Annotated in this window: 18 protein-coding genes; 12 read left to right on the forward strand and 6 right to left on the reverse strand. The window is 69.0% G+C overall.

The features are described from left to right. Window positions 1–245 precede the first annotated feature (245 nt). The 7 genes from ACI7YT_RS02470 (at window position 246) to rocD (ending at window position 8507) form a co-directional block, all read left to right on the forward strand. Entirely contained in the window at window positions 246–803 is a 558-nt protein-coding gene (locus ACI7YT_RS02470; RefSeq protein ID WP_406248840.1) for a DUF4190 domain-containing protein, read from the forward strand. 65 nt (window positions 804–868) lie between these two features. Then, window positions 869–4525 carry a proline dehydrogenase family protein gene (locus ACI7YT_RS02475; RefSeq protein WP_406248842.1) on the forward strand — a complete coding sequence of 1219 codons (3657 nt, stop codon included), beginning with the start codon at window positions 869–871 and terminating at the stop codon, window positions 4523–4525. 91 nt (window positions 4526–4616) lie between these two features. Next, window positions 4617–5051 carry a hypothetical protein gene (locus ACI7YT_RS02480; RefSeq protein ID WP_406248844.1) on the forward strand — a complete coding sequence of 145 codons (435 nt, stop codon included), beginning with the start codon at window positions 4617–4619 and terminating at the stop codon, window positions 5049–5051. Then, complete coding sequence (locus ACI7YT_RS02485; RefSeq protein WP_406248846.1) at window positions 5051–5284, forward strand: helix-turn-helix transcriptional regulator; 234 nt, start codon at window positions 5051–5053, stop codon at window positions 5282–5284. Before ACI7YT_RS02480 ends, ACI7YT_RS02485 begins: the two co-directional genes overlap by 1 nt. Further along, window positions 5281–6282, forward strand: a complete 1002-nt coding sequence (locus ACI7YT_RS02490; RefSeq protein WP_406248847.1) for an NAD(P)-dependent alcohol dehydrogenase — start codon at window positions 5281–5283, stop codon at window positions 6280–6282. The genes ACI7YT_RS02485 and ACI7YT_RS02490 overlap by 4 nt, the downstream gene beginning before the upstream one ends. Before the next feature lie 168 nt (window positions 6283–6450). Then, window positions 6451–7329 (forward strand): dimethylargininase, encoded by an 879-nt coding sequence (gene ddaH / locus ACI7YT_RS02495; RefSeq protein WP_406248849.1) that lies wholly within the window; start codon window positions 6451–6453, stop codon window positions 7327–7329. Continuing rightward, window positions 7326–8507, forward strand: a complete 1182-nt coding sequence (gene rocD / locus ACI7YT_RS02500) for an ornithine--oxo-acid transaminase (RefSeq protein ID WP_406248851.1) — start codon at window positions 7326–7328, stop codon at window positions 8505–8507. The genes ddaH and rocD overlap by 4 nt, the downstream gene beginning before the upstream one ends. A gap of 58 nt (window positions 8508–8565) precedes the next feature. Here the strand turns inward: rocD and ACI7YT_RS02505 are convergent, their stop codons facing one another. Genes ACI7YT_RS02505 through ACI7YT_RS02515 form a run of 3 tightly spaced genes read right to left on the reverse strand, consistent with a single transcriptional unit; the run spans window position 8566 to window position 11856 of the window. Then, window positions 8566–8838 (reverse strand): hypothetical protein, encoded by a 273-nt coding sequence (locus ACI7YT_RS02505; RefSeq protein ID WP_406248853.1) that lies wholly within the window; start codon window positions 8836–8838, stop codon window positions 8566–8568. A gap of 57 nt (window positions 8839–8895) precedes the next feature. Then, entirely contained in the window at window positions 8896–10794 is a 1899-nt protein-coding gene (locus tag ACI7YT_RS02510) for a BCCT family transporter (RefSeq protein ID WP_406248855.1), read from the reverse strand. Between the two features lie 42 nt (window positions 10795–10836). Continuing rightward, window positions 10837–11856, reverse strand: a complete 1020-nt coding sequence (locus tag ACI7YT_RS02515) for a LacI family DNA-binding transcriptional regulator (protein ID WP_406248857.1) — start codon at window positions 11854–11856, stop codon at window positions 10837–10839. A 147-nt stretch (window positions 11857–12003) separates the two neighbouring features. On the opposite strand from ACI7YT_RS02515, the gene ACI7YT_RS02520 reads away from it, so the two are divergent. From ACI7YT_RS02520 to ACI7YT_RS02535, 4 genes are read left to right on the forward strand one after another with little or no spacing between them, the layout of a single operon-like run. After that, on the forward strand, window positions 12004–14112 hold the full coding sequence (locus tag ACI7YT_RS02520; RefSeq protein ID WP_406248859.1) for a beta-galactosidase: 2109 nt from the start codon (window positions 12004–12006) through the stop codon (window positions 14110–14112). Between the two features lie 39 nt (window positions 14113–14151). Beyond that, window positions 14152–15498 (forward strand): ABC transporter substrate-binding protein, encoded by a 1347-nt coding sequence (locus ACI7YT_RS02525; RefSeq protein WP_406248861.1) that lies wholly within the window; start codon window positions 14152–14154, stop codon window positions 15496–15498. Window positions 15499–15558: 60 nt separating this feature from the next. Beyond that, entirely contained in the window at window positions 15559–16494 is a 936-nt protein-coding gene (locus tag ACI7YT_RS02530) for a carbohydrate ABC transporter permease (protein ID WP_406248863.1), read from the forward strand. Then, on the forward strand, window positions 16491–17423 hold the full coding sequence (locus ACI7YT_RS02535) for a carbohydrate ABC transporter permease (RefSeq protein ID WP_406248864.1): 933 nt from the start codon (window positions 16491–16493) through the stop codon (window positions 17421–17423). Before ACI7YT_RS02530 ends, ACI7YT_RS02535 begins: the two co-directional genes overlap by 4 nt. 9 nt (window positions 17424–17432) lie before the next feature. On the opposite strand, the gene ACI7YT_RS02540 is transcribed toward ACI7YT_RS02535, so the two are convergent. The 3 genes from ACI7YT_RS02540 to ACI7YT_RS02550 all read right to left on the reverse strand — a co-directional run bounded on the left by ACI7YT_RS02540 (window position 17433) and on the right by ACI7YT_RS02550 (window position 20949). Further along, window positions 17433–18950 carry a molybdopterin-dependent oxidoreductase gene (locus ACI7YT_RS02540; protein ID WP_406250476.1) on the reverse strand — a complete coding sequence of 506 codons (1518 nt, stop codon included), beginning with the start codon at window positions 18948–18950 and terminating at the stop codon, window positions 17433–17435. Window positions 18951–19111: 161 nt separating this feature from the next. Then, window positions 19112–20443: an MFS transporter gene (locus ACI7YT_RS02545; protein ID WP_406248866.1), complete on the reverse strand. Its 1332-nt coding sequence runs from the start codon at window positions 20441–20443 to the stop codon at window positions 19112–19114. A 65-nt stretch (window positions 20444–20508) separates the two neighbouring features. Further along, on the reverse strand, window positions 20509–20949 hold the full coding sequence (locus ACI7YT_RS02550; RefSeq protein WP_406248868.1) for a MarR family winged helix-turn-helix transcriptional regulator: 441 nt from the start codon (window positions 20947–20949) through the stop codon (window positions 20509–20511). Between the two features lie 81 nt (window positions 20950–21030). Here ACI7YT_RS02550 and ACI7YT_RS02555 point away from each other — a divergent pair, with 81 nt between their 5' ends. Continuing rightward, complete coding sequence (locus tag ACI7YT_RS02555) at window positions 21031–22569, forward strand: family 43 glycosylhydrolase (protein ID WP_406248869.1); 1539 nt, start codon at window positions 21031–21033, stop codon at window positions 22567–22569. Window positions 22570–22571 lie beyond the last annotated feature (2 nt).

Consider the following 22571-nt stretch of genomic DNA (forward strand, 5'->3'; position numbering starts at 1 on the left):
GTGAAACAGAACGGCGCTGCATGGGCAGTACTGCCCATGGTCGGCCGGTCGGCGCATGGGTACTCTCGGCCGTCGGAGGTGTCCGTGCTCGATACGGACGGCACCGCGCATCAGTACACGGTCGGCAAGCCCGGTGAGCAGACCGGAGGCCCCCGAGGTCATCCGGTGAGATGATGGGCGACACAGTCCTTCGCGAGCTCGACCTGTCCAGGCCTCCGGCCCGCGGCTGAATCGGAGAAGATCCCATGACAGACAACACCGACCGCACACCGGACCCGCGTCGGCAGGACGTGCCGCCGCCCGCACCGCATCTGCCGAGCCCCGGCGCCGGCTACCCGGGTACCTCGCCCGCCGGAGGCGGCTACCCTGACCCGACCGTTCCCGTGGTCTATCCGCCGACCGGCGCCCCCGGAGACCAGCAGCTCGGCAACGCCGCGCCCTACGCTCCCGGATACGGCGCCCCGTCCGCGTACGCCGGACCGCCGTCCGCGGCGGCACCAGGACCGGGCGGCCTCGCGATCACCGCACTGATCCTCGGCATCGGCGCTTTCCTCATCGGGTGGATACCCTTCGTCGGACTCATCGTCGCCATCGCCGGCATCGTGGTCGGCATCATCGCGGTCCGTCGCCGTCAGGGGCGTCCGCTCTCGATCACCGGACTCGTCCTCTCGGGCGTCGGCTTCCTGATCGCGCTCGTCATGACGCTGATCATCGCCGTGATCATCCCGATCGCCGTCGAGGACTCTTACTCCTCGAGTGCCGGCGTCCACGGCTCGGTCCAGGTGATCCCCGACCAGAGCTGACGCCGACACGGCGCCCTTCGCTGTGCCTCAGCGGGAGTCGGCCGATGCGCTCCTAGGCTGTGGCCATGGTCGCCTTACCCGTGTCGTCCGATCCTCTGTCCGAGCGCGCTGTCGCGCTCGTACGGCGCTGGGTCGCCGAGGCTGCGATCGTCGAGCCGGACCCGGCGGCCGAGCGCCTCGCTGAGGTGCTGCGCGACGAACGCGGTCTCGCCTTCACGCTCGGGTTCGTGGACGGCGTGCTCCGGCCGGAGAGTCTGAGCGCCGCCGCAGCCCAGCTGCATCGGATCGCCCCCGACGTCCCCGGGTTCCTTCCCTGGTACCTGCGGGGTGCGGTTCGGGTCGGCGGGGGGATCGCCCAGGCTCTGCCTGCGCCGACCGTGCCCATCGCCCGTCGGGCGCTGCGCGAGATGGTGGGGCATCTGATCGTGGACGCACGCCCGGCGAAGCTGGGAGCCGAGATCGGGCGCATCCGTGAGAGCGGAGCGACACTCAACATCAATCTGCTCGGTGAGGCCGTGCTGGGCGAGTCCGAGGCCGAGCGCCGTCTCGACGGCATCCACGATCTGATCCGACGCCCGGGTGTCGACTACGTCTCGGTCAAGGTCTCGTCGATCCTCAGCCGTCCGGACCCGTGGTCCTTCGACGAGGTGGTGGATGCCGCGGCCGCACGCCTCCTCCCCCTCTACGTCACCGCGCTCGAGCACGGCGTGTTCATCAACCTGGACATGGAGGAGTACCGCGACCTCGATCTGACGATCGCGGTGTTCACGCGCATCCTCGAGGAGCCGCGGCTCGCGCACCTGGAGGCGGGGATCGTGCTGCAGGCGTACCTGCCGGACGCGCTCCCGGCCCTCCGCGAGCTGACCGCGTGGGCGCGCGACCGCGTCGAGCACGGCGGGGCGCGCATCAAGGTGCGCCTCGTGAAGGGCGCGAACCTGCCGATGGAACGGGTGGATGCCGTCATGCACGGGTGGCCGCAGGCGACCTACGACAGCAAGCTCGACACCGACGCCAATCATCTCCGTCTGCTCGACGAGGCACTGCAGGCGCAGAACGCGGCAGCCGTGCGCATCGGCGTCGCCGGGCACAACCTGTTCGACATCGCCTATGCCCGTCTGCTCGCCACCGAGCGCGGCCTCTCGACGCCGGCGGATGAGCTCGGAGGCGGCAGTCCTGATGTCGAGTTCGAAATGCTGCTCGGAATGGCCGATGGGCACCGTCACGCCGTATCGAAGGACGTCGGCCCGGTGCGGCTGTACGTCCCCGTGGTGCATCCGCGCGAGTTCGACGTCGCCATCGGGTACCTGGCACGTCGCCTCGAGGAGAGCGCCTCGGCCGAGAACTTCCTCTCCGCGGCCTTCCACCTCGCCGAGGACGAGACACTGTTCGTCCGGGAGCAGGAGCGCTTCCTCGATGCTGTCGAGCGGGCAGGGCAGCGCACACTGCGGATGACGCCCCACCGCACACAGGACCGCCGCGCACCCGTGCATGAATCCGTGCGCACGGTGCCGCCCGCTCCGGAGGCCGAGACCGACCTCACGAACATCGTGCTCGGGATCTCCCGCGGTTCCGCTGATGATCCCTTCGTAGAGACCGCGGTCTACTCGCAGCTCGAGGCCGCCCCGGATGCCGGTGGGGCACCGGGCTTCGAGAACACCGCCGACACCGATCTGTCGCTCGCGGCGAACCGCGAGTGGGCCCGCGGCATCCGTACCCGAGTCAGCGGGTCGACCGCCGGACTCGACGCTGCCCGTGCGGCGCGCGTGACGGATGAAGCGGAGGTCGACGCCATCGTCGCCCGACTGCGGCGTGGCGGCGAGGAGTGGGGAGCGCGCCCTGCCGCGGAGCGCGCCGAGGCGCTGATGCGCGCCGCGGTCGCTCTGGAGTCACGCCGTGCCGAGCTCATCGAGGTCGCGGCGGACGAGACGGGGAAACTGCTGTCCGAGGGCGACATCGAAGTCAGCGAGGCGGTCGATTTCGCACGCTACTACGGCGCCAAGGCGCGCGAGCTCGACGCCGTTCCCGGCGCGACGTTCGTCCCTTCGCGGGTGACCGTCGTCGCGCCGCCGTGGAACTTCCCGCTGGCCATCCCTGCCGGGGGCGTGCTCGCCGCGCTCGCCGCGGGTTCCGCCGTGGTCCTGAAGCCGGCGCCGCAGGCGCGTCGGTGCGCTGCGGTGATCGCCGAGGCGCTGTGGCAGTCCGGCATTCCTCGTGACGTGCTCGCGTTCGCGGATGTCCCGGAGGATCACCTCGGACAGGCGCTCATCGCGCATCCGGACGTCGACAGGGTCGTGCTGACCGGGTCATGGGACACTGCCGAGCTGTTCCGATCCTGGCGGCCGGATCTCCGCCTTCATGCCGAGACGAGCGGGAAGAACGCGATCGTCGTCACATCGTCAGCCGACGTCGATCTCGCGGTCGCGGATCTCGTGCGCAGCGCGTTCTCGCATGCCGGGCAGAAATGCTCCGCGGCATCGCTGGCGATCCTGGTCGGACCGGTCGGGCGCTCGCAGCGTTTCGCGCGACAGCTCGCTGACGCGACGCGCTCGCTGCGCGTCGGATGGCCGGCCGAGGCCCGCGTCGACGTCGGACCGGTGATCGAGCAGCCGCAGGGCAAGCTCGCGTGGGCGCTGAGCGAACTGGAACAGGACGAGCGATGGATCGTCCGCCCCGCACCGGTGCCAGGGGATGCGAGCGGGCGGCTGTGGAGGCCCGGCATCCGTGCAGGGGTGCTGCCGGGGTCGAGATTCCATCGCGAGGAGTTCTTCGGGCCGGTGCTCGGCATCATGCACGCACCCGATCTGGAACGGGCGATCGACCTGCAGAACCAGGTGGCGTACGGCCTCACCGCAGGGCTGCACACGCGCGACCCCGAGGAGCTGGCACTCTGGCTGGAGCGCGTCCAGGCCGGCAACCTCTCCGTGAACCGCGGCATCACGGGCGCGATCGTCCAACGCCAGCCGTTCGGAGGATGGAAGCGCTCGTCGGTCGGCCCCGGCGCCAAGGCGGGCGGGCCCAACCACTTGATCGGACTCGGGACCTGGCGTGCGGGCAGCGGAGCTCCGGCATCGAGCACGCTGCATCTGCGCGGACTCGACGGACGCATCACGGACCTCATCGAGTCCGCACAGCCCTCGTTGGACTTCGAGCGGTTCGAGTGGCTGCGTCGCGCGGCGCTGTCCGACGCGATCGCCTGGGACCGCGAATTCGGCCAGGTGCGTGACGTGTCGCGGCTGGAGGTAGAGCGGAATCTGTTCCGCTATCGTCCGGTGGCGGTGTCGATCAGGGCGACAGCGGACGCCGGGTGGCACGAGCTGCTGCGGGTCATCGTCGCAGCGATCCGCAGCGGCGCCGGATTCTTCGTCTCCACACCCGTCGGCCTGCCGGCGGAGGTCCGTCGATCGCTGACCGAACTCGGAGCAGCGGTCGCTGTCGAATCGGACGATGAGTGGGTGCAGCGGATGTCGCAGCGCGATCCGGAGTCCTCGGATGATCAGGAGCGCCCTCCGCGGGTACGGCTGGTCGGATCCCCCGATGCGGTCGCCGAGCTGCACCGGCTGTTCGCCGAGGCGGTGGCTGGCGACCCCGATGTGGCGGTGTTCGACGGCGAGGTCACCGCGGCCGGCCGCATCGAGCTGCTGGCGTTCCTGCACGAGCAGTCGATCTCGATCACCGCGCACCGCTTCGGCCAGCCGGACCCCTGGAGTGCCGCCGTCATCTGATCCGCACACGGAGGGTGTAAAGAATTCTTGACATCGGTGGGCTGTAGGCGTAGCTTCCGTGTAAAGAATCTTTTACACGGAGGGGCGGGTCATGGTTTACGAAGAGCGCAACGTCTGGACGACGCTGATCGTCAGCATCATCACGATGACGGCGTACGTCATCGTGATCCTGCAGAACGCGAGCGGCGGGCCGCTCACCGACGTCGACTGGTTCCCGATCATGCTCTGGACGATCGGCATCAGTATCGGGGCCACGATCATCCTCAGCATCCTGTGGGGGCTGTTCGCCGGAGCGAAGGACCCGGACGGCGTGGGCAGGAGCGATGAACGCGACCGAGACATCAACCGCATGGGCTCGGGCGTCGAGCAGTCGTTCATCGTGATCGCGGGCCTCGGCGTGATCGTGCTCTGCGCCGTCGGCGCCGACGTGTTCTGGATCGCGAACACGATGTTCGCCGGCTTCGCCGTGGCGACCGTCATCGGCGGGATCGCGCGCGTCATCGCCTACCGTCGGGGCCTCGTCTGATGGTCAAGCCCACGCGCGTCACGAACACGATCCGCGCCCAGCGCGAGCGGGCCGGTCTCACCCAGGCGGAACTCGCACATCGCGTCGGCGTCACCCGCCAGACGCTCATCGCGATCGAGCAGGGGAAGTACTCGCCCACGCTCGAACTCGCATTTCAGATCGCCCACGCGTTCGGCGCAGGGCTCGACGAACTCTTCCAGTATCCCGAGCAGAACTCCGGAGGCCAGAAATGACCGAGACGATGACGGCATGGCAGCGCGAGACGTACGGACCGGCCGCCGGCACGGCCCCGGCCGAGATCCCGGTGCCCGCAGCGGGGCACGGCGAGGTCGTGATCCGCGTGCGGGCCACGGCGCTCAACGCCGGGGACCGGCACATCATGCACGGCGATCCGCTCCTCGTGCGACCGGCGTCCGGGATGGGGCGGCCGAAGCAGCCGGTGCGCGGCATGGACGTGGCAGGCACGGTGACAGCCGTGGGGTCGGGAGTGGTCAGCGCGGAAGTCGGCGAGGAGGTCGTGGGAGAGCTCTCCGGCTTCGGAGGCGGATTGGCGACGTTCGCCGTCGCGCCGGCCGGCCGCCTCGTCCCGCGGCCTCCTGGTGTCGCCCCGGCGCTCGCCGCGTCCCTTCCGATCGCCGCCGGCACGGCGTGGCAGGCACTCGACCTCGCCGGAATCGGGCTCGACGACGACCCGGCGCCGCGCGTGCTGATCCTCGGTGCATCCGGCGGCGTCGGAACCTTCGCGGTGCAGCTCGCCGCGCTCCGCGGTGCAGAGGTGTGGGCATCGAGCGGGGAGCGCAGTGCGCCTCTGCTGAGCCGTCTGGGCGCCGTCCGCACGCTCGATCACCGGCAGACGCCGCTCTCCGGGTTGCCGAAGGGCCATTTCCACGCCGTGCTCGACATCGCCGGCGGGATGCCGTTGCGGCAGCTTCAGCGCCTGCTCGCGCCAGGCGGTCAGGTCGTTCTCGTCGGCGGAGAAGGAGGGCGCGTGCTCGGGCCCATCCCGCGGATGCTGGCGGCGGCCGTCCTGTCGATCGGCTCGCGCCGCCGCATCAGGATGTTCACGGCGTCCGCGCATCCGGAGATCCTGCAGAAGCTCCTGGCGCTGGTGGATGAAGGCGATCTCGTCCCCGTGATCGAGCGCGAATATCCGTTCGCCGAGGCATCCGTCGCCCTCGCTCATCTCGAGGCGGGGCATGTCGTCGGCAAGGTCGTGGTGCACGGCGCGTGAGCCTGACGGCGCGTCCGGCCTCGGAAAGCTGGCGCGTTCTCAGCGGCGGGTGACACAATGGCATCTGGCGTGCCCGTGTCGCATCTTCCCCGCCTCAGACTGAGCTCCGGGTCGAAGGCCCGCCGGGCCCCTGGACAGCGTCCGCCGCATCTCTTCCCGAGGAGCACCATGTCGACGCCAGAGACCGTCACCACCGCGGCCCCGACCCGCACAGCGCACCGCCGCCGCTACCTGATGTGCCGTCCAGAGCACTTCACGGTCAGCTACACGATCAACCCGTGGATGGAGCCCGCCAAGCCCACTGACACGGCGAAGGCCGTCGCGCAGTGGCAGAAGCTGCACGACCTGTACCTCGAGCTCGGCCACGAGGTCGAGCTCATCGAGCCGCTCGCCGGTTACCCGGACATGGTCTACACGGCCAACGGCGGCTTCCTCATCGACGGCCGCGCGTACGTTCCCGAGTTCCGCTTCGTCGAGCGCCAGGGCGAGTCGCCTGCGTTCGCCGACTGGTTCCGCGCCAACGGTTTCGACACCGTCATGCCCGAAGAGGTCAACGAGGGCGAGGGGGACTTCCTGCTCGTCGGCGACGTCATCCTCGCCGGCACCGGCTTCCGTTCCACCGGCGACAGCCATCGCGAGGTCGGGGAGGTCTTCGGCCGCGAAGTCGTCTCGCTGAACCTCGTCGACCCGCGCTTCTACCACCTCGACACCGCGATCGCCGTGCTCGATCCTGTGCAGGGAGTGGAGAACGGCGGCCCGGAGCGCGCCAACATCGCCTACCTGCCCGGCGCGTTCGACGACGCCAGCCGCGCGATCCTCGAGGAGCGCTTCCCCGACGCCATCCTGGTCTCGGATGAAGACGGCGCGGTGTTCGGCCTGAACTCGGCGAGCGACGGCTACAACGTCGTCATCTCGCCGCGCGCCAAGGGCTTCGAGAAGCAGCTGCGCGAGCGCGGCTACAACCCGATCATGGTCGACCTGTCCGAGCTGCTGCTCGGCGGCGGCGGCATCAAGTGCTGCACGCTCGAACTGCGAGGAGCGAAGTGACGTCTCTCGAACCGCACGTCGCGGAGAACTACCACCCGCTGCCCGTCACGATCGCCCGTGGCGAGGGCGCCTGGGTGACCGATGTCGAGGGCAAGCGCTACCTCGATCTTCTCGCCGCATACTCCGCAGTGAACTTCGGACACCGTCACCCCGCGCTCGTCGCGGCCGTGACCGAGCAGCTCGGACGCGTGACGCTCACCAGCCGCGCGTTCATGAACGATCGCCTCGAGCCGTTCGCAGAGGCGCTCGCCCGCCTCTGCGGCAAGGACATGGTCCTGCCGATGAATACCGGCGCCGAAGCGGTCGAGACGGGCATCAAGGTCGCCCGAGCCTGGGGATACCGGGTCAAGGGCATCCCCGTGGATGCCGCGCGCATCGTCGTCGCGGCCGGAAACTTCCACGGGCGCACGACGACGATCGTCAGCTTCAGCGACGACGAGTCCGCGCGTGGCGGTTTCGGTCCGTTCATGACCGGTTTCGACATCGTGCCGTTCGGCGATGCGGATGCCGTGGCCGCCGCCATCACGGATGACACCGCGGCCGTGCTCGTGGAGCCCATCCAGGGCGAGGCCGGCGTGGTCATCCCGCCGGAGGGCTACCTCCGACGCATCCGTGAGATCTGCACCGAGCGCAATGTGCTGTTCATCGCCGACGAGATCCAGGCCGGACTCGGACGCGTCGGCGAGACCTTCGCGTGCGACCGCGAGGGCGTCGTGCCCGACCTGTACCTGCTGGGCAAGGCTCTCGGCGGCGGCATCCTGCCCGTCTCGGCCGTCGTCGGAGATCGCGACGTGCTCGGAGTCATCCGACCCGGCGAACACGGTTCGACGTTCGGAGGCAACCCGCTCGCCGCGGCTGTCGGCCTGCGGGTCGTCGAGATGCTCGAATCCGGTGAGGTGCAGGAGCGCTCGCGTGCTCTCGGCGCGCACCTGGCGGCGGGACTGGACAGGCTCATCGGTCACGGCGTGACGGACGTCCGTGTCGCCGGGCTCTGGGCCGGTGTCGATATCGATCCGGCGAAGGGCACAGGGCGGGAGATCTCCGAGAAGCTCATGGAGCGCGGCGTGCTCGTCAAGGACACCCACGGGCAGACGATCCGCATCGCGCCGCCGCTCGTGATCCGCGCAACGGAGATCGACTGGGCGCTGGAGCAGCTCCGACTCGTGCTGGGGGCCTGACCGGCCGCCGTTCCGCCCTCCTCGCTCAACGAGCGAGGAGGGCGAGGCGCGCCGCACATCACGCCGGGGCGTCGTCCGGGTCGAGGGTGCGCAGCGTGTCCTCCTCGGCTTCGTTGTCGGCCGTCAGCTGCGCCTCGGTCGTCTCATCACCGCCCAGCGGGGCGTCTCGCTGCGGCGGATCGGATCCGCCGCGATCACGGGGGTCGTCGTCGTCCGCGTCGGGGTCGTCGTCCGCGCCGTGCTCGCGCGCGACGTCGTACTCGTCCTCGTCGAGGTCGCGCCCTTCGGCCGGCTCCTCCGGATGGGGTGTGCGTCTGGTGTGCTCGTCCATGCACCGACGGTATGGAGCCGGGATGCCGTGCGGTAAGGGCATTGACAATCCGCGAACTCAGCGCACCGGCGACGTCCCGTCCTCGCCGTGCTCGGGAACGTCCTGATCGTCGTATGACGACAACTCATCCTCGGAGACGAGCTCGTCGACGTCGAGGACGTTGGGTCCGGCATCCGTGCGGCTCTCGGCATCCAGCAGCTCGTGCGGGATGCGGATCGGCGTCGTCGGCGCGACCGGCATCCCGAGCCTGCGCTGGAGTTGGCGCAGCCAGCGCGGTTGCGCCCCGAGGATGCCCTGCTCGGCGCGCGATTCGACCTCCAGTCCGTAGTAGTCGCCGATCTTGTCGATGAGTTGTGCGCGTTCGGCCCTGGCGTACGCGCGTCGTTCGCGGATGAACGCGATCGCGGTCGCCCAGCAGATCAGTAGCATCACCACGCTGAACGGCAGGGCGATCGTGATCGCCGCGGTCTGCAGCGCCGTCAGCCCTCCGGCCAGCAGCAGGGCGATCGCGAGGATCGCGGTGACGGCGACGAAGAATGCCCTGATCCAGCGCTTCGGGTTCTGCTGGCCGCCGGTCGCGATCATCCCCATGACGAGCGCGCCGGAGTCCGCCGACGTCACGAAGAAGATCGAGATGAGCAGGATCGCGCCGATCGTGACGACCGTCGTCCCCGGCACGTGCTGCAGCAGCTCGAACAGGGCGCCCTGCAGATCGACCGTGCCGTCTTCGTTCGTGAGGGTTCCTGGGGCCTGCAGCTCGATCGCGAGCGCGGATCCGCCCATCACGGCGAACCACAGGATGCCCAGAAGAGTGGGCACGAGGATGACACCGGCCACGAACTCGCGCACCGTGCGGCCCTTGGAGATCCGGGCGATGAAGATGCCGACGAACGGGGCCCACGAGATCCACCAGCCCCAGTAGAACGACGTCCACGCCGCCTGCCACTCTTCCCCAGCCTCACCCTGGAACGCGCTGACGTTGAACGACAGGCCGACGAAGTTCTGGACGTAGTAGCCGATCGACTGCACGAACTCCCGCAGGAGGAACTCGGTCTGGCCCATCACGAGCAGGTACAGCACGAGGAGCCCGGCCATGACGAGGTTGATGTTGGACAGCCATTTCATGCCCTTCGTGACGCCGGAGAGCACCGAGGCGAGCACGAAGACCGAGATGATGAGGATGATGACGACCTGGGTCGGCTCGTCCGGCTTGCCGAGGCCTGCGGACGAGAGCCCGGCGCTGATCTGGATGACGCCGAGGCCGAGCGACGTGGCGACGCCGAAGAGCGTACCGACGAGCGCGACCACATCGATCGCGTGGCCCCAGCCGCCCTCGACGCGCTTGCCGAGCAGCGGCTCGAGCGTCCACCGGATCGAGATCGGACGTCGACGGCGGTGGATCGCATAGGCCAGTGCCAGCCCGATCACGACGTAGATCGACCAGGCGTGCACGCCCCAGTGCAGATAGGTCTGGCCCAGCGCGGCCTGTGCGAGCTGTTCGGGGGTTCCTTCGACGCCGGGCCGCGGATTCGTGAAGTGGCTGAGCGGCTCGGACACGCCGTAGAACACCAGGCCGATGCCCATACCCGCCGCGAACAGCAGGGAGAACCAGCTCATGAGCGAGAACTCCGGCTCGTCGTCGTCCCGCCCGAGCTTGATGTCGCCGAAACGGCTGAAGCCCATGAACAGGCTGAACGCGACGAACAGCGCGGCGATCAGCACGTAGTACCAGTTGAACGCGTTGACGATCGTGCTCTGGATGGCGCCGAACATCTCCTCCGCGAGATGCGGGGCGATGAGCGTGAACGACACGAAGGCCAGGATGATCACCGCCGCAGGCCAGAAGACCCAGCGCTGCAGCGGCGGCAGAGACCGCCGTCGCTCCGCCGTGCTGCCGTCCGTCGAGGGGGTGGATGCCGAGGCATTCGAGTTCTGCGCGTTCTCCGGTCCGCTCATGCCTCCAAGTTAGCGAGATCGCACACCGGGTGGGGGAAGAACTCAGGCAGAGGCCGGTCCTGAGGATCGCCGGACGATCAGCTCGGGAAGGGGCACGTCGAGCTCGATGGCGTGATCCGGGTCGATGAGTGCGAGCAGCCGGTGCAGCGCCGCCCTGCCCTGCAGCTCGAACGGGTTGTGCACCGTGGTCAACGGCGGGTCGTAGTATCGCGCTTCCGGGATGTCGTCGATGCCGACGACGCTGACGTCCTCGGGGACTCGACGCCCGCTCTCCTTCAGCGCGAGCATCGCGCCGAGCGCGGTCTGGTCGTTCGCTGCGACCACGGCCGTCGCAGCTGCGATCCCGGGGCCTTCGGTGATCGCGGCGTAGCCGGAGCGCGCGGACCAGTCGCCCTGGACGACCGCCTCCGCCTCCAGATCGTGCTGGGCGAGCGCGGCATGGAACGCCCGAGTGCGGTTCCGGGAGGCCGACCAGTTGTCGGGCCCCGCGATCATCGCGATCCGATGGTGGCCCAAGCCCACGAGGTGATCGACCAGCGCCGGCACCCCGACGGTCGACAGCCGGTTGCGGTGCTGATCCGGTGCGTCATCGGACTCGACATCGATGAACGTCGGCAGACGGAATGTCGTCGACGCGAAGGCCTGGGACATCTCGTCCGTCGAACCGAGAGCGAGGATTCCAGCGAGATCCTGCTGCGTCAGCAGCGCGAGCGACTCGTCGACGGCATGCGGGTTGCGCATGTCGAGCGAGACGAGGTCGAGGACGTAGCCGGCTTCGCGCGCGGCGGCCGCGGCGCCCTCGGCGATGCGGCTCGGGCCGACCTGCGAGAGTTCGTGCGTCAGGGCTCCGATGCGATGCGATCGCCCGGACTTCAGACTGCGCGCGGTGAGGTTGGGGCGGTAGCCCAGGTCGGCGATCGCACGCTCGACGCGCGCCTGCGTCTCGGGACGGATTCCGGCGAAGCCGCGGAGGAAGCGCGTGACCGTCTGATGGGACACCCCCGCGGCCGCCGCGACGTCGTAGATCGTCGATTGCTTGGCAGGGGGATTCCCGGCGGTCATGCGTGCTCCCGTCGTCAGGCCTCTCATGAACTTTTCCAGATCGTGAGGAAACCGGGCCTTGACAAATATATGTTGTCGACAACATAGTAGCTCCCACCGGATGTTGTCGACAACATCCACGGCCACGATGACAACGGAGTACGTCAGATGAACCAGCAGCGCCCCACGGAAGCCCGCCAGTTCAGCGGCATCCTGTTCGGAGCCGCGTACTACGCGGAGTACCACCGCGACGAGCGCACCGAGACCGATCTCGATCTGATGAAGGATGCCGGATTCACCGTCATCCGCGTCGGCGAGTCCGTGTGGTCGACGTGGGAGCCGAGGGACGGCGAGTTCGACCTCGACTGGCTGCAACCGGTCCTGGACGGGGCGCACGCCCGTGAGATCTCCGTGATCCTCGGGACGCCGACCTACGCGGTTCCCCCGTGGTTGCAGCAGGCGTACCCCGAGATCGCGGCGGAGGCGAGCACCGGGTCGCCCATGTCGTGGGGCGGCCGCCAGGAGGTGGACTACTCGCATCCCGCGTTCCGCTTCCACGCCGAGCGCGTGATCCGTGCGGTCATCGCACGGTACGCGGATCATCCGGCCGTCGTCGGCTATCAGGTCGACAACGAACCAGGAATGCTGCTGCCGCACAACCGCGGGACGTTCCGCCGGTTCGTCCGACGACTCGCCGCGACCTACGGCGACGTCGAGACGCTCAACCGCGAGTGGGGGCTCACGTACTGGTCGCATCGGATCGCGGACTGGTCGGAACTGTGGACCCCCGACGGGAACACGCTTCCGCAGTACGACCTCGCATGGCGGCGCTATCAGGCCGACCTGACGACCGAGTTCATCGCCTGGCAGGCGGACATCGTGCGCGAGTACGCGCGCCCCGAGCAGTTCGTGACGACGTGCATCGCCTATCCGCGTCCGGCACTCGACGACGAGAAGCTGGTGCGCGCGCTCGATGTCACGGCCGGCAACCCTTACTACGCCATGCAGGATCACCTCGACGCGACCCTCGATCTGGAGCCCGTGACACCGTGGACGTCCTCCGGGGTCGCCGGCCTGCTCCGGCAGGCGGATCGGCTGTTCTCCTCCAAGCAGTCGCGATTCCTCGTGACGGAGACGGACGCGCAGTCGATCGGCGGACCGGAGTTCAACCTGCCGCCCTACCCAGGTCAACTCCGGCAGGCCGCGCTCGCGCTCATCTCGCGCGGTGCGGCGATGATCGAGTACTGGCACTGGCACACGCTGCCGCACGGTACCGAGACGTACTGGGGCGGCGTCCTCCCGCACAGCCTCGCACCCGGCCGCATCTACCGGGAGGTCGCCGATCTCGGCGCGACGCTCGGGGCGCTCGGGACCCGATTGGACGGGTTCGAACCGGATGCGGACGTGGCGATCCTGTGGTCGAACGACAGCCGCTACGCGCTCGAGTTCAGCCCTCCGTTCCCGGATGCCGGAGGCGGGCCCGATCGAGCCGCCTATCAGCGGGTCTTCGACGCCTTCCACCGCGGTGTCGTCGATGCCGGAGCGCAGGCGCGCATCCTGCATCCGGTGCAGGCCCTCGGCCTCGGCGCCGCAGCCCTCGCGGCGCGCTTCCCCGTCCTCGTCGCCCCGGCGTTCTACGTCGCGACGGACGAGGAGCTCGACCTCCTCGCCGCGTACGCCGCGGCCGGAGGCCACCTGGTCATCGGCATCCGCACCGGCTACGCGGATGAGGAGGCTCGTGCTCGCATCGCCGAGGCGCCCGACCGGCTCTCGGCGGCGGCCGGTGTCCGGTACGAGGAGTTCTCGAACCTGCAGGTCGACGTCCCGGTCCTCTCGACAGTGCTGGGCGGCGAGACCAGTCAGGCCACGCTCTGGGCCGACGGGCTGATCGCGGACGAGGGTTCCGAGATCATCGCCGAGTACGACCACCCATGGTTCCGCGCGTTCCCCGCTGTCGTCACGAAGCCGCACGGCGAGGGGCGGGTCACCACGGTGGGCACCGTGCCGTCGACCGAGCTCGCTGCGGACCTGATCCGCTGGGCCGCGCCCCGCACGATCGCCGACCGACTGGTGACCGCCCGGTCCCTGCCGCTGACCGTCGGCTCCGGCACGCTGCCGGACGGCCGGACGGCCTGGTTCGTCTTCAACTGGAGCTGGACCGCAGCTCGTCTCGCGCTCGCCGGAGAGGTCGAGGATGCGGTGGACGGCACCGTCCACGGGGCCGGTGACGAGCTCACCATCGAACCATGGGGATCGCTGATCCTGATCGACCGCTGACGCGCATCCGCTCGTCACTCGAAGAAGAGGAAGAAGGATATGAGAAACACAGCACAGCGTCGCGCCGCGCTCATCGCCGGCGCCGCTCTCACCGCACTCGTCCTCGCCGGGTGCACGCCCGGCGGCCAGGAGGAGGGCACAGGTCCGATCACGGACGAGCAGCGTGAGGAGGCCCTGAGCACGCCCACAGAACTCACCTTCTGGACCTGGGTGCCGAACATCGAGGACGAGGTCGCGCTCTTCGAGGAGAAGTACCCGGAGATCGACGTGAAGGTCGAGAACGTCGGGCAGGGCCTGCCGCACTACCAGAAGCTGCGCAGCGCGCTCGAGGCAGGGGAGGGGGCGCCGGACGTCGCGCAGATCGAGTACCAGCACATCCCGTCCTTCGTCCTGTCCGAGGCGCTGCTCGATCTCGCACCGTACGGCGCCGACGAACTCGCCGATGACTACGTCGGCTGGGCCTGGAATCAGGTCTCGCCCGGCGACGAGGTCTGGTCGATCCCGCAGGATGTGGGACCGATGGGCAACCTCTACCGCGAGGATCTCCTGACTCAGGCCGGGATCACCGAACCGCCCGAGACATGGGAGGACTACGCCACGGCGGCTCAGGCCGTCAAGGACGCCACCGGGTCGTACATCTCCAACCTCGGCGCGACCCAGGCGGGCCAGATGATCGGCTTCTTCTGGCAGGACGGACTCAAGCCGTTCGGGTACGACGGGAAGGAGACGGTCTCGATCGACGTCAACAGCGACGGAGCGAAGGAGATCGCGTCGTACTGGACGGATCTGATCCAGAAGGACCTCGTCTCCACCGACGTCGACTTCACCGACCAGTGGTACCAGGGGCTCTCCAACGGCAAGTACGCCGGGTGGCTCACGGCCGCGTGGGGTCCGGTGTTCCTGCAGGGCACGGCCGAGAACACGTCCGGACTGTGGCGCGCGGCGCCGCTTCCGCAGACAGAGGCCGGAGCCTCGGCATCCGGCAACTGGGGCGGATCGTCGGATGCCGTCCTCTCGACGAGCAAGAACCCGATCGCAGCCGCAGAGCTGGCCATGTTCCTCAACCACGATGAGGAATCGGCGATGCAGTTCGCCACGCAGCAGTTCCTCTATCCGCCGCAGGTGTCGGTGCTGGAGAACCCGGAGTTCGCCGATCTCGAGTCCGAGTTCTACGGCGGGCAGCAGGTCAACAAGCTGTTCGCGGAGATCTCGGAGACCGTCGACACCGACTTCCAGTGGCTGCCGTTCATGGACTACGCCTACGCCTCGTATGAGGAGAACGTCGGCACCGTGATCGCCGCGAAGGGCGACATCGCCGATGCGCTCGATGCGTGGCAGGACGACCTCGTCGGGTACGCCGAGGACCAGGGCTTCACGGTCGAGTGAATCAGGGCGGGGCGCTGACGCGTTCAGTGCCCCGCCGACGTCTTTCCGAGAGGATCCGCCATGTCGCAGTCTCCACTGCCGGTCACGCAGCGCCGCCGAACCGGCACGATCAAACGCAAGCAGCAGCGCGCCGCCTACCTGTTCATCCTGCCGTTCTTCATCGTCTTCACTGCGATGCTCGTCGTCCCGCTCATCTACTCGGGCTACCTGAGTCTCTTCGAGAGCAAGCTCATCGGCGGCGAGCAGTTCGCCGGTCTCGCCAATTACGTCCGCGCCCTGATGGACCCCGACTTCCTGGCCAGCCTGGGGCGCGTCGCACTGTTCCTCGTGGTCCAGGTGCCGATCATGCTCGGTCTCGCGCTCTTCTTCGCCCTCGCGCTGGACAGCGGCCGGGCGCGGGGCTCGCGCAGCATCCGGCTCCTGATCTTCATGCCGTACGCCGTCCCGGCCGTCGTGGCGACGCTGATGTGGGGCTACCTGTACGGGCCGGACTTCGGGCCGATCGCCCAGGTCGCCCGCGCGGTCGGGCTCGGGACGCCGGACTTCCTGTCGCCGGGGTCGATCCTCGGGTCGATGATGAACATCGTCACGTGGGAGTTCATCGGCTACAACATGATCATCATGTACGCGGCGCTGCGGTCGATCCCCGCTGAGCTCTACGAAGCAGCCGAGATCGACGGAGCAGGCCAGTTCCGCGTCGCCTGGAGCATCAAGATCCCCGCGATCCGTCCCGCGATCATGTTGACGATCATCTTCAGCATCATCGGTTCGTTCCAGCTGTTCAACGAGCCGAGCCTGCTCAACACGATCGCCCCCGACGCCATCTCGAACTCGTTCACCCCGAACTACTACGCGTACAACCTCGCGTTCATCAACCAGGAACTGAACTACGCCGCCGCGATCGCGTTCCTCCTGGGCATCGTGATCGCCGTGGTGTCGTACATCGTCCAGCTCAGCGAACAGCGCCGTGAGCGGCGCGAGCGGAGGCTCTCATGACCGATCTCGATACGCGCGCCGTCGTCGCGCCCGGTTCCGTCACCCGTCGAGGGCGGGCTCGCCGCGCTCGGCCCTACGTGGCGCAGAAGCGGCGCAGTCTGCTGCTGACCGTGCTGCTGTGGCTGTGCGTGCTCTACTTCGTCCTGCCGCTGTGGTGGCTGATGGTCTCGTCGACGAAAGACAACGCCGCGCTGTTCACGACGTTCGGCCTGTGGTTCGGCGGGGAGTTCTCGCTGTGGGACAACCTCGTCCAGCTCTTCGAGATGCGCGACGGCATCTTCCTCAGGTGGATCCTGAACACGATCCTCTATGCCGTCGTCGCCGCTGTCGGAGCCACGCTGCTGTCGGCGATGGCCGGCTACGCGTTCGCGAAGTACGAGTTCCGTGGGGGGAAGGCGCTGTTCAGCATCACGCTCGGAGCGGTCATGATCCCGTTGACCGCTCTGGCACTGCCGACGTACCTTCTGTTCTCGGCGGCGAATCTGACGAACACTCCGTGGGCCATCATCGTGCCGTCGCTCGTGAGCCCTTTCGGCGTCTACCTGATGCGCGTGTACGCGGCGGATGCGATCCCCGACAGCATCGTCGAGGCTGCGCGCGTGGACGGGTCGGGAGAGTTCCGCACGTTCTGGCAGATCGGGTTGCGGCTGATGGGGCCAGGTCTGGTGACCGTCTTCCTGTTCTCGCTGGTCGGCACCTGGAACAACTACTTCCTGCCGCTGATCATGCTGAACACCTCGGAGCTGTATCCGATCACGGTCGGCCTCGCGCAGATCCAGGCGGCGGCGTCCGCGGGCGGCGGGTCGCAGGCGGTGTTCTCGACGGTCATCACCGGATCGTTCGTCTCGATCCTGCCGCTGGTCGTGGCGTTCCTGTTCCTGCAGCGCTACTGGCAGACGGGACTCGCGGCGGGCAGCGTGAAGGAATGAGACGCGCGGTCAGCCGACCCTGACGCTGACCGTATGCCAGCCGGTCGCGCCGTCCGGTGCGGGCGGAGCGGATGCCTCGGTCTGCGTCTCCCCGTCCGCACTGATCGCACGGCAGCGGATGCGGTGGTCGCCGGATTCGGCGGACCACGGCATCCGCCACTGCACCCAGGTGTCGTCCGAGATCGCCGGGGCCAGTTCTGCGCGCTGCCAGTCGCCGTCGTCGATCTGCACCTCGACCGCAGCGACGCCCGTGTGCGGCTGCCAGGCGACGCCGGCGATCACGCTGTCGCCGGCGTCGACGCCGCGGCCGGCGCGGGGGACGTCGATGCGCGACTGCAGCTTGATGGGGCCTCGCTCGGACCAGCCGCGATCGGTCCAGTACGCGCGGGCTCGATCGAAGCGCGTGACCTCGAGATCCGTGACCCACTTGGTGGCCGAGACGTAGCCGTACAGCCCCGGTACGACCATGCGCACAGGGAAGCCGTGCGCGAGCGGAAGCGGCTCGCCGTTCATGCCGACCGCGAGCAGGGCGTCGCGATCGTCGGTCAGCGCCTCCAGGGGCGTGCCGGCGGTGAAGCCGTCGGCGGAGGTCGACAGCACCATGTCGGCGCCGGCGGCAGGGCGCGCCTTCGCGAGCAGCTCGCGGATCGGATGCCCCAGCCACACGGCGTTGCCGATGAGGTCGCCGCCCACCTCGTTCGACACGCACGACAGGGTCACGGTCGTCTCTGTCATCGGGAGCGCGAGGAGCTCATCCCAGGTGAGGTCGATCTCCTGTTCGACCATCCCGTGGATGCGCAGCCGCCAGGATGCCGGGTCGACCGTCGGCACCACGAGCGCGGTGTCGATGCGGTAGAAGTCGCGGTTGGGCGTGATGAGAGGTGCGAGACCGGGGACGTCCAGCGCGGCGCCGGGCGGAGGAGCGGGGGCCGGGGTCGCCGGACGCGGCAGTCGCAGTGCGTCGCGCACGTTCGTGACGACGGCGGTTCCGGCGCGGGCGACGGTTCCGGCGACCGCGAGGGCGATTCCGAGCGCCGCGGTGCCGCCGGCCCACGCGAGGAATCGGCGGCGGGTGGGGAGGTCGGCGTGATCTGCGGCATCGGTCCCGGGGGCCTCGGCGACGAACCGGATCAGCAGATGAAGGGCGGTCGCTCCGGTCGCGCCGGCGAGCGCTGCCGGAAGCCACGCGAGCATCCCGGCATCCGTGCGGGTGACGGCGACGCCGGCGACCACGACGCCGATCAGCACGAAGGCGATCACGCCCGAGCGGCGCCATCTCGCCTCGGCCACACCTGCTGCCGCGGCGGCCGCGACCAGCACGATGCCGATGCCGACGAGCAGGGCGACTTTGTCTGCCGTGCCGAACCAGGCGATCGCGGTGTCCTTGGCCCAGGTCGGTGCCGCATCGATCAGCGCTCCGCCGACAACGGCGAACGGGCTGGACGACGCGGCGGACACCGCTGCGGCGAACTCGCCAGCGCCCACGCCGACGGCGGCGGCCGCGATACCCGCGAGCGCGGCCATCATGCGGCGTCGCGGGAAGGAGTCGGTCACAGTCATCAGGCTACGAGCACCGAGGCGCCTGCGGTGCTCCGGTCACGGAATCGTAAGATCCGGCGAGAAACCATTCCACGCGCGAGAAACCACGCGGGCAGGTGTTCTTCGTCGGCCACGTTGTTTCTCGTCGCCTACTCCGCGTCCTTGGGCTCGGTGCGGATCGGCGTCGTCGCGACGACGTGGTCGTCGAACGCGGTCGGCTCCATCGCGCGCACGACCGACATGGGCCGCGTCTCATCGAGGGTGAGCAGGAATCGGGTGTCCTCGCGGCGGTGCAGACGGCCGGACCACAGCATCCAGGTCACGCCGATCGCGCAGGCCAGCAGTCCGGCAGCGCCGCCGACGACGATGGCGGTGCGCGCCGAGAACGTGTCGACGATCCAGCCGGCGATCGGAGCGCCGATCGGTGTCGAGCCCATGACGACCGCCATGTAGAGCGCGAGCACGCGACCGCGCAGGGCCGCGTCGGTGGTCGTCTGCACGTAGCCGTTGGCCGTGGTCAGCAGGGTCACGATCGAGAAGCCGCTGAACATCAGCACGAACGCGTAGGCCCAGTAACTGGGCATCATGGCCGAGACGAGGGATGCCACGCCGAAGCCGCCGGCGGCGATCACGAGAACGCGCACCCGCGCTCGGTCGCGCCGCGCCGCGAGCAGGGCGCCGGCGAGCGAACCGATCGCGAGGACGGAGCTCAGCAGCCCGTAGCCGTCCGCGCCGCGTCCGAACTCCAGCGCCATGGTCGAGGCGAAGATCGGGAAGTTCATGCCGAAGGCTCCGATGAGGAACACGATCACGAACACGACCTTGAGGTCGCTGCGGCGCATGACGTAGAGGAAGCCCGCCGCGAGTCCGCCGTTGCGCCCGCCCTTCGTGCGCGGGACGAGCTGGTCGCGGCGGATCAGCAGCAGCGCGATCAGCATCGCGAGGAACGTGACCGCATTCGCGACGAACACCCACCCAGATCCGATCGCGACGATGAGGAGCCCGCCGACCGCGGGCCCGATCAGGCGGGCCATGTTGAAGGATGCCGAGTTCAGCGCCACGGCATTGGACGTGTCCTCGAGGCTGACCATGTCGGAGACGAACGCCTGCCGTGCCGGCGCGTCGAACGCGTTGGTGATGCCGAACGCCAGGGCGAACACGAACATCAGCGGGAGGGTCATGACTCCCGTGAGCAGGAGTGCGGCGACGCCGAGCGCGAGCAGCAGGAGCGTCGTCTGCGTCACGAGCAGCACCGTGCGGCGCTCGAAGCGATCGGCGACCCATCCCGTGAGGCTCACCAGAACCAGGGGAGGCCCGAACTGCAGCGCCATCGTGATGCCCATGGCGGTGGCGTCGTTGTCGGTGAGCTCGGTCAGCACGACCCAGTCCTGGGCGGTGGCCTGCATCCAGCCGCCGATGTTCGAGACGAGCGCGCCGAGGAACCAGACCCGGTAGTTGACGTTCGAGAACGAACGGAACATGGCAGGGGCCCCACGCCCGGAGGCTCGGCGCGACGCGCCAGCGGCGCGGCGAGGGGGCGGGGGGATCATCGTTCGGCCACCTTTCGCATCAGGGCGCTGGCGTCGCGCAGTGTCTGCAGCTCCGCCTCGGTGAAATCGAGTTCGGACAGCGCACCGGACAGGGCGGCATCGCGTTTGTGGACGGTCGCCGTCACGACGGCGGTTCCGGCATCCGTGATCTCCACCTGGACGCGCCGGCGATCCTCCTCGTCCTGCACGCGGGTCACATAGCCGTCCTCGACGAGGGCCGCGACGGTGCTCGACATCGTCGGTGCCGTGACGCGCTCGCGCTGGGCGAGTGCGCCGATCGTGAGCGCGCCGTTCATCTTCAGATTCGCGAGCACGGCGAAGTGCGCGTCGCTGATGTGGTCGTCCGCGCGCTCGCGGCGCAGGCGACGGGCGAGTCGGAAGGTGGCCATGCGCAGGTCGGTGGCGGTGGTGTGCAGGGATTCTTCGGAGGCAGGCATTACTTAGGTAGTCTAACTAAGTTTCGGATGCCGTGGCGGGCCGCTTGGACAGGAACCGGTTTCTCGACTACCGTGAGGGAGATGAAACTCGTCGAAGATGCGAGCACGTATCGCAATCCGATCATCGATGCCGATGTGCCGGATCCGGACGCCATTCGCGTCGGAGACCGCTTCTACCTCGTGGCATCGAGCTTCCATCGCGCACCGGGGCTGCCGATCTTCGCATCAGACGATCTCGTGAACTGGACGCGCATCTCCTATGCGCTCGAGCGCAACGAACCCGCAGCCTGGTTCGCACTGCCTCGGCACGGCGGGGGAGTGTGGGCGCCGTCGATCCGGCACCACGACGGGACCTTCTTCGTCGTCTACCCCGACCCCGACCAGGGGATCTTCGTCGTCACCGCCGAGGACCCGGCAGGCCCCTGGTCGCCGCCGCGACTGCTGCTGGTCGGCCTCGGCCTGATCGACCCGTGCCCCCTCTGGGATGAGGATGGCAGTACGTATCTCGTGCACGGCTGGGCGCGTTCGCGCTCGGGACGCAAGAACGTGCTCACGGTCGTGCCCGTCGATGAGAGACTCTCGGAGACCCGCGGCGTCGCGGTGGACGTCATCGACGGCGCCCGTCTCGACGGCTTCACGACCCTCGAGGGTCCGAAGTTCTATCAGCGCGACGGGGAGTACTGGATCTTCGCTCCGGCAGGCGGCGTGGCCACCGGCTTCCAGGCCGTGTTCCGCGCCGCCTCCCCGTACGGTCCGTATGAGCACCGCATCGTGCTCGAGCAGGGCGACACCTCGGTCAACGGCCCGCATCAGGGTGCGTGGGTCGACGACGGAGAGGGCGGCGACTGGTTCCTGCACTTCCAGGACCGCGGCGTGTACGGCCGAGTGCTCCACCTGCAGCCCATGGCGTGGGGCGAGGACGGCTGGCCCGTCATGGGCCAGGCGGTCGCTGGCGGCCCGGCGCAGCCGGTGCTCGAGTATCCGTCCCTGCACGGCGCACCTCAGGGCATGCGCACGCTCGCCCGATCGGATGACTTCGCCGACGGCATCCCGAGTGCGAACTGGCAGTGGGAGGCCGACCCGGATCCGGATGCCGTGGTCCTGCGCGACCACGACGCCTGGACGGAGCGCGCGCTCACGCTGCGCGGCAGCGCCGACGGCGGCAACGTCCGCACGCTCTCCCGCGTCCTCTCGCAGCCCCTGCCGGGCCAGCCCTCCAGCTCGCGCGTCGACATCGAGCTCGTGTCCGGCCGGCCGGGCGACCGGGCCGGGATCGCCGTGCTGGGGTACACCTACGTCTGGGCCGGTGTGCGGATCGGCGCAGACGGCCCCGAGGCCGTCGTCGCCGTCCGCGAGCGCGACGATCAGGAGGAGCGCGTGCTCCTGCGGGTGCCGGTCACCGCAGCAAGAGCGGTCGTCGCGCTGGATGTCGACGCCGATGCGCGCGTGCGCGTCGCTCTGACCGCGGGCGGTGGGAGGATCGACATCGATCCGCAGTTCCAGGCGATCGAGGGGCACTGGGTCGGGGCGGCCGTCTCGCTGTTCGCAGCGGGACGGCACGGAGCAGGCGAGGCCCTCGCCCGGTTCCGCGACTTCGGCATCACGATGGGGGATGCGTGACG

Source organism: Microbacterium sp. M, from assembly GCF_045181065.1.
GTDB lineage: Bacteria > Actinomycetota > Actinomycetes > Actinomycetales > Microbacteriaceae > Microbacterium.

Coding starts and splice junctions, on each gene's coding strand:
- ACI7YT_RS02485 (WP_406248846.1), top strand. CDS start 5,051: ATGGTCAAGCCCACGCGCGTCACGAACACGATCCGCGCCCAGCGCGAG.
- ACI7YT_RS02515 (WP_406248857.1), bottom strand. CDS start 11,856: ATGACCGCCGGGAATCCCCCTGCCAAGCAATCGACGATCTACGACGTC.
- ACI7YT_RS02470 (WP_406248840.1), top strand. CDS start 246: ATGACAGACAACACCGACCGCACACCGGACCCGCGTCGGCAGGACGTG.
- ddaH (WP_406248849.1), top strand. CDS start 6,451: ATGTCGACGCCAGAGACCGTCACCACCGCGGCCCCGACCCGCACAGCG.
- ACI7YT_RS02525 (WP_406248861.1), top strand. CDS start 14,152: ATGAGAAACACAGCACAGCGTCGCGCCGCGCTCATCGCCGGCGCCGCT.
- ACI7YT_RS02520 (WP_406248859.1), top strand. CDS start 12,004: ATGAACCAGCAGCGCCCCACGGAAGCCCGCCAGTTCAGCGGCATCCTG.
- ACI7YT_RS02535 (WP_406248864.1), top strand. CDS start 16,491: ATGACCGATCTCGATACGCGCGCCGTCGTCGCGCCCGGTTCCGTCACC.
- ACI7YT_RS02545 (WP_406248866.1), bottom strand. CDS start 20,443: ATGTTCCGTTCGTTCTCGAACGTCAACTACCGGGTCTGGTTCCTCGGC.
- ACI7YT_RS02550 (WP_406248868.1), bottom strand. CDS start 20,949: ATGCCTGCCTCCGAAGAATCCCTGCACACCACCGCCACCGACCTGCGC.
- ACI7YT_RS02510 (WP_406248855.1), bottom strand. CDS start 10,794: ATGAGCGGACCGGAGAACGCGCAGAACTCGAATGCCTCGGCATCCACC.
- ACI7YT_RS02505 (WP_406248853.1), bottom strand. CDS start 8,838: ATGGACGAGCACACCAGACGCACACCCCATCCGGAGGAGCCGGCCGAA.
- ACI7YT_RS02490 (WP_406248847.1), top strand. CDS start 5,281: ATGACCGAGACGATGACGGCATGGCAGCGCGAGACGTACGGACCGGCC.
- ACI7YT_RS02555 (WP_406248869.1), top strand. CDS start 21,031: ATGAAACTCGTCGAAGATGCGAGCACGTATCGCAATCCGATCATCGAT.
- ACI7YT_RS02530 (WP_406248863.1), top strand. CDS start 15,559: ATGTCGCAGTCTCCACTGCCGGTCACGCAGCGCCGCCGAACCGGCACG.
- ACI7YT_RS02475 (WP_406248842.1), top strand. CDS start 869: ATGGTCGCCTTACCCGTGTCGTCCGATCCTCTGTCCGAGCGCGCTGTC.
- ACI7YT_RS02480 (WP_406248844.1), top strand. CDS start 4,617: ATGGTTTACGAAGAGCGCAACGTCTGGACGACGCTGATCGTCAGCATC.
- ACI7YT_RS02540 (WP_406250476.1), bottom strand. CDS start 18,950: ATGATGGCCGCGCTCGCGGGTATCGCGGCCGCCGCCGTCGGCGTGGGC.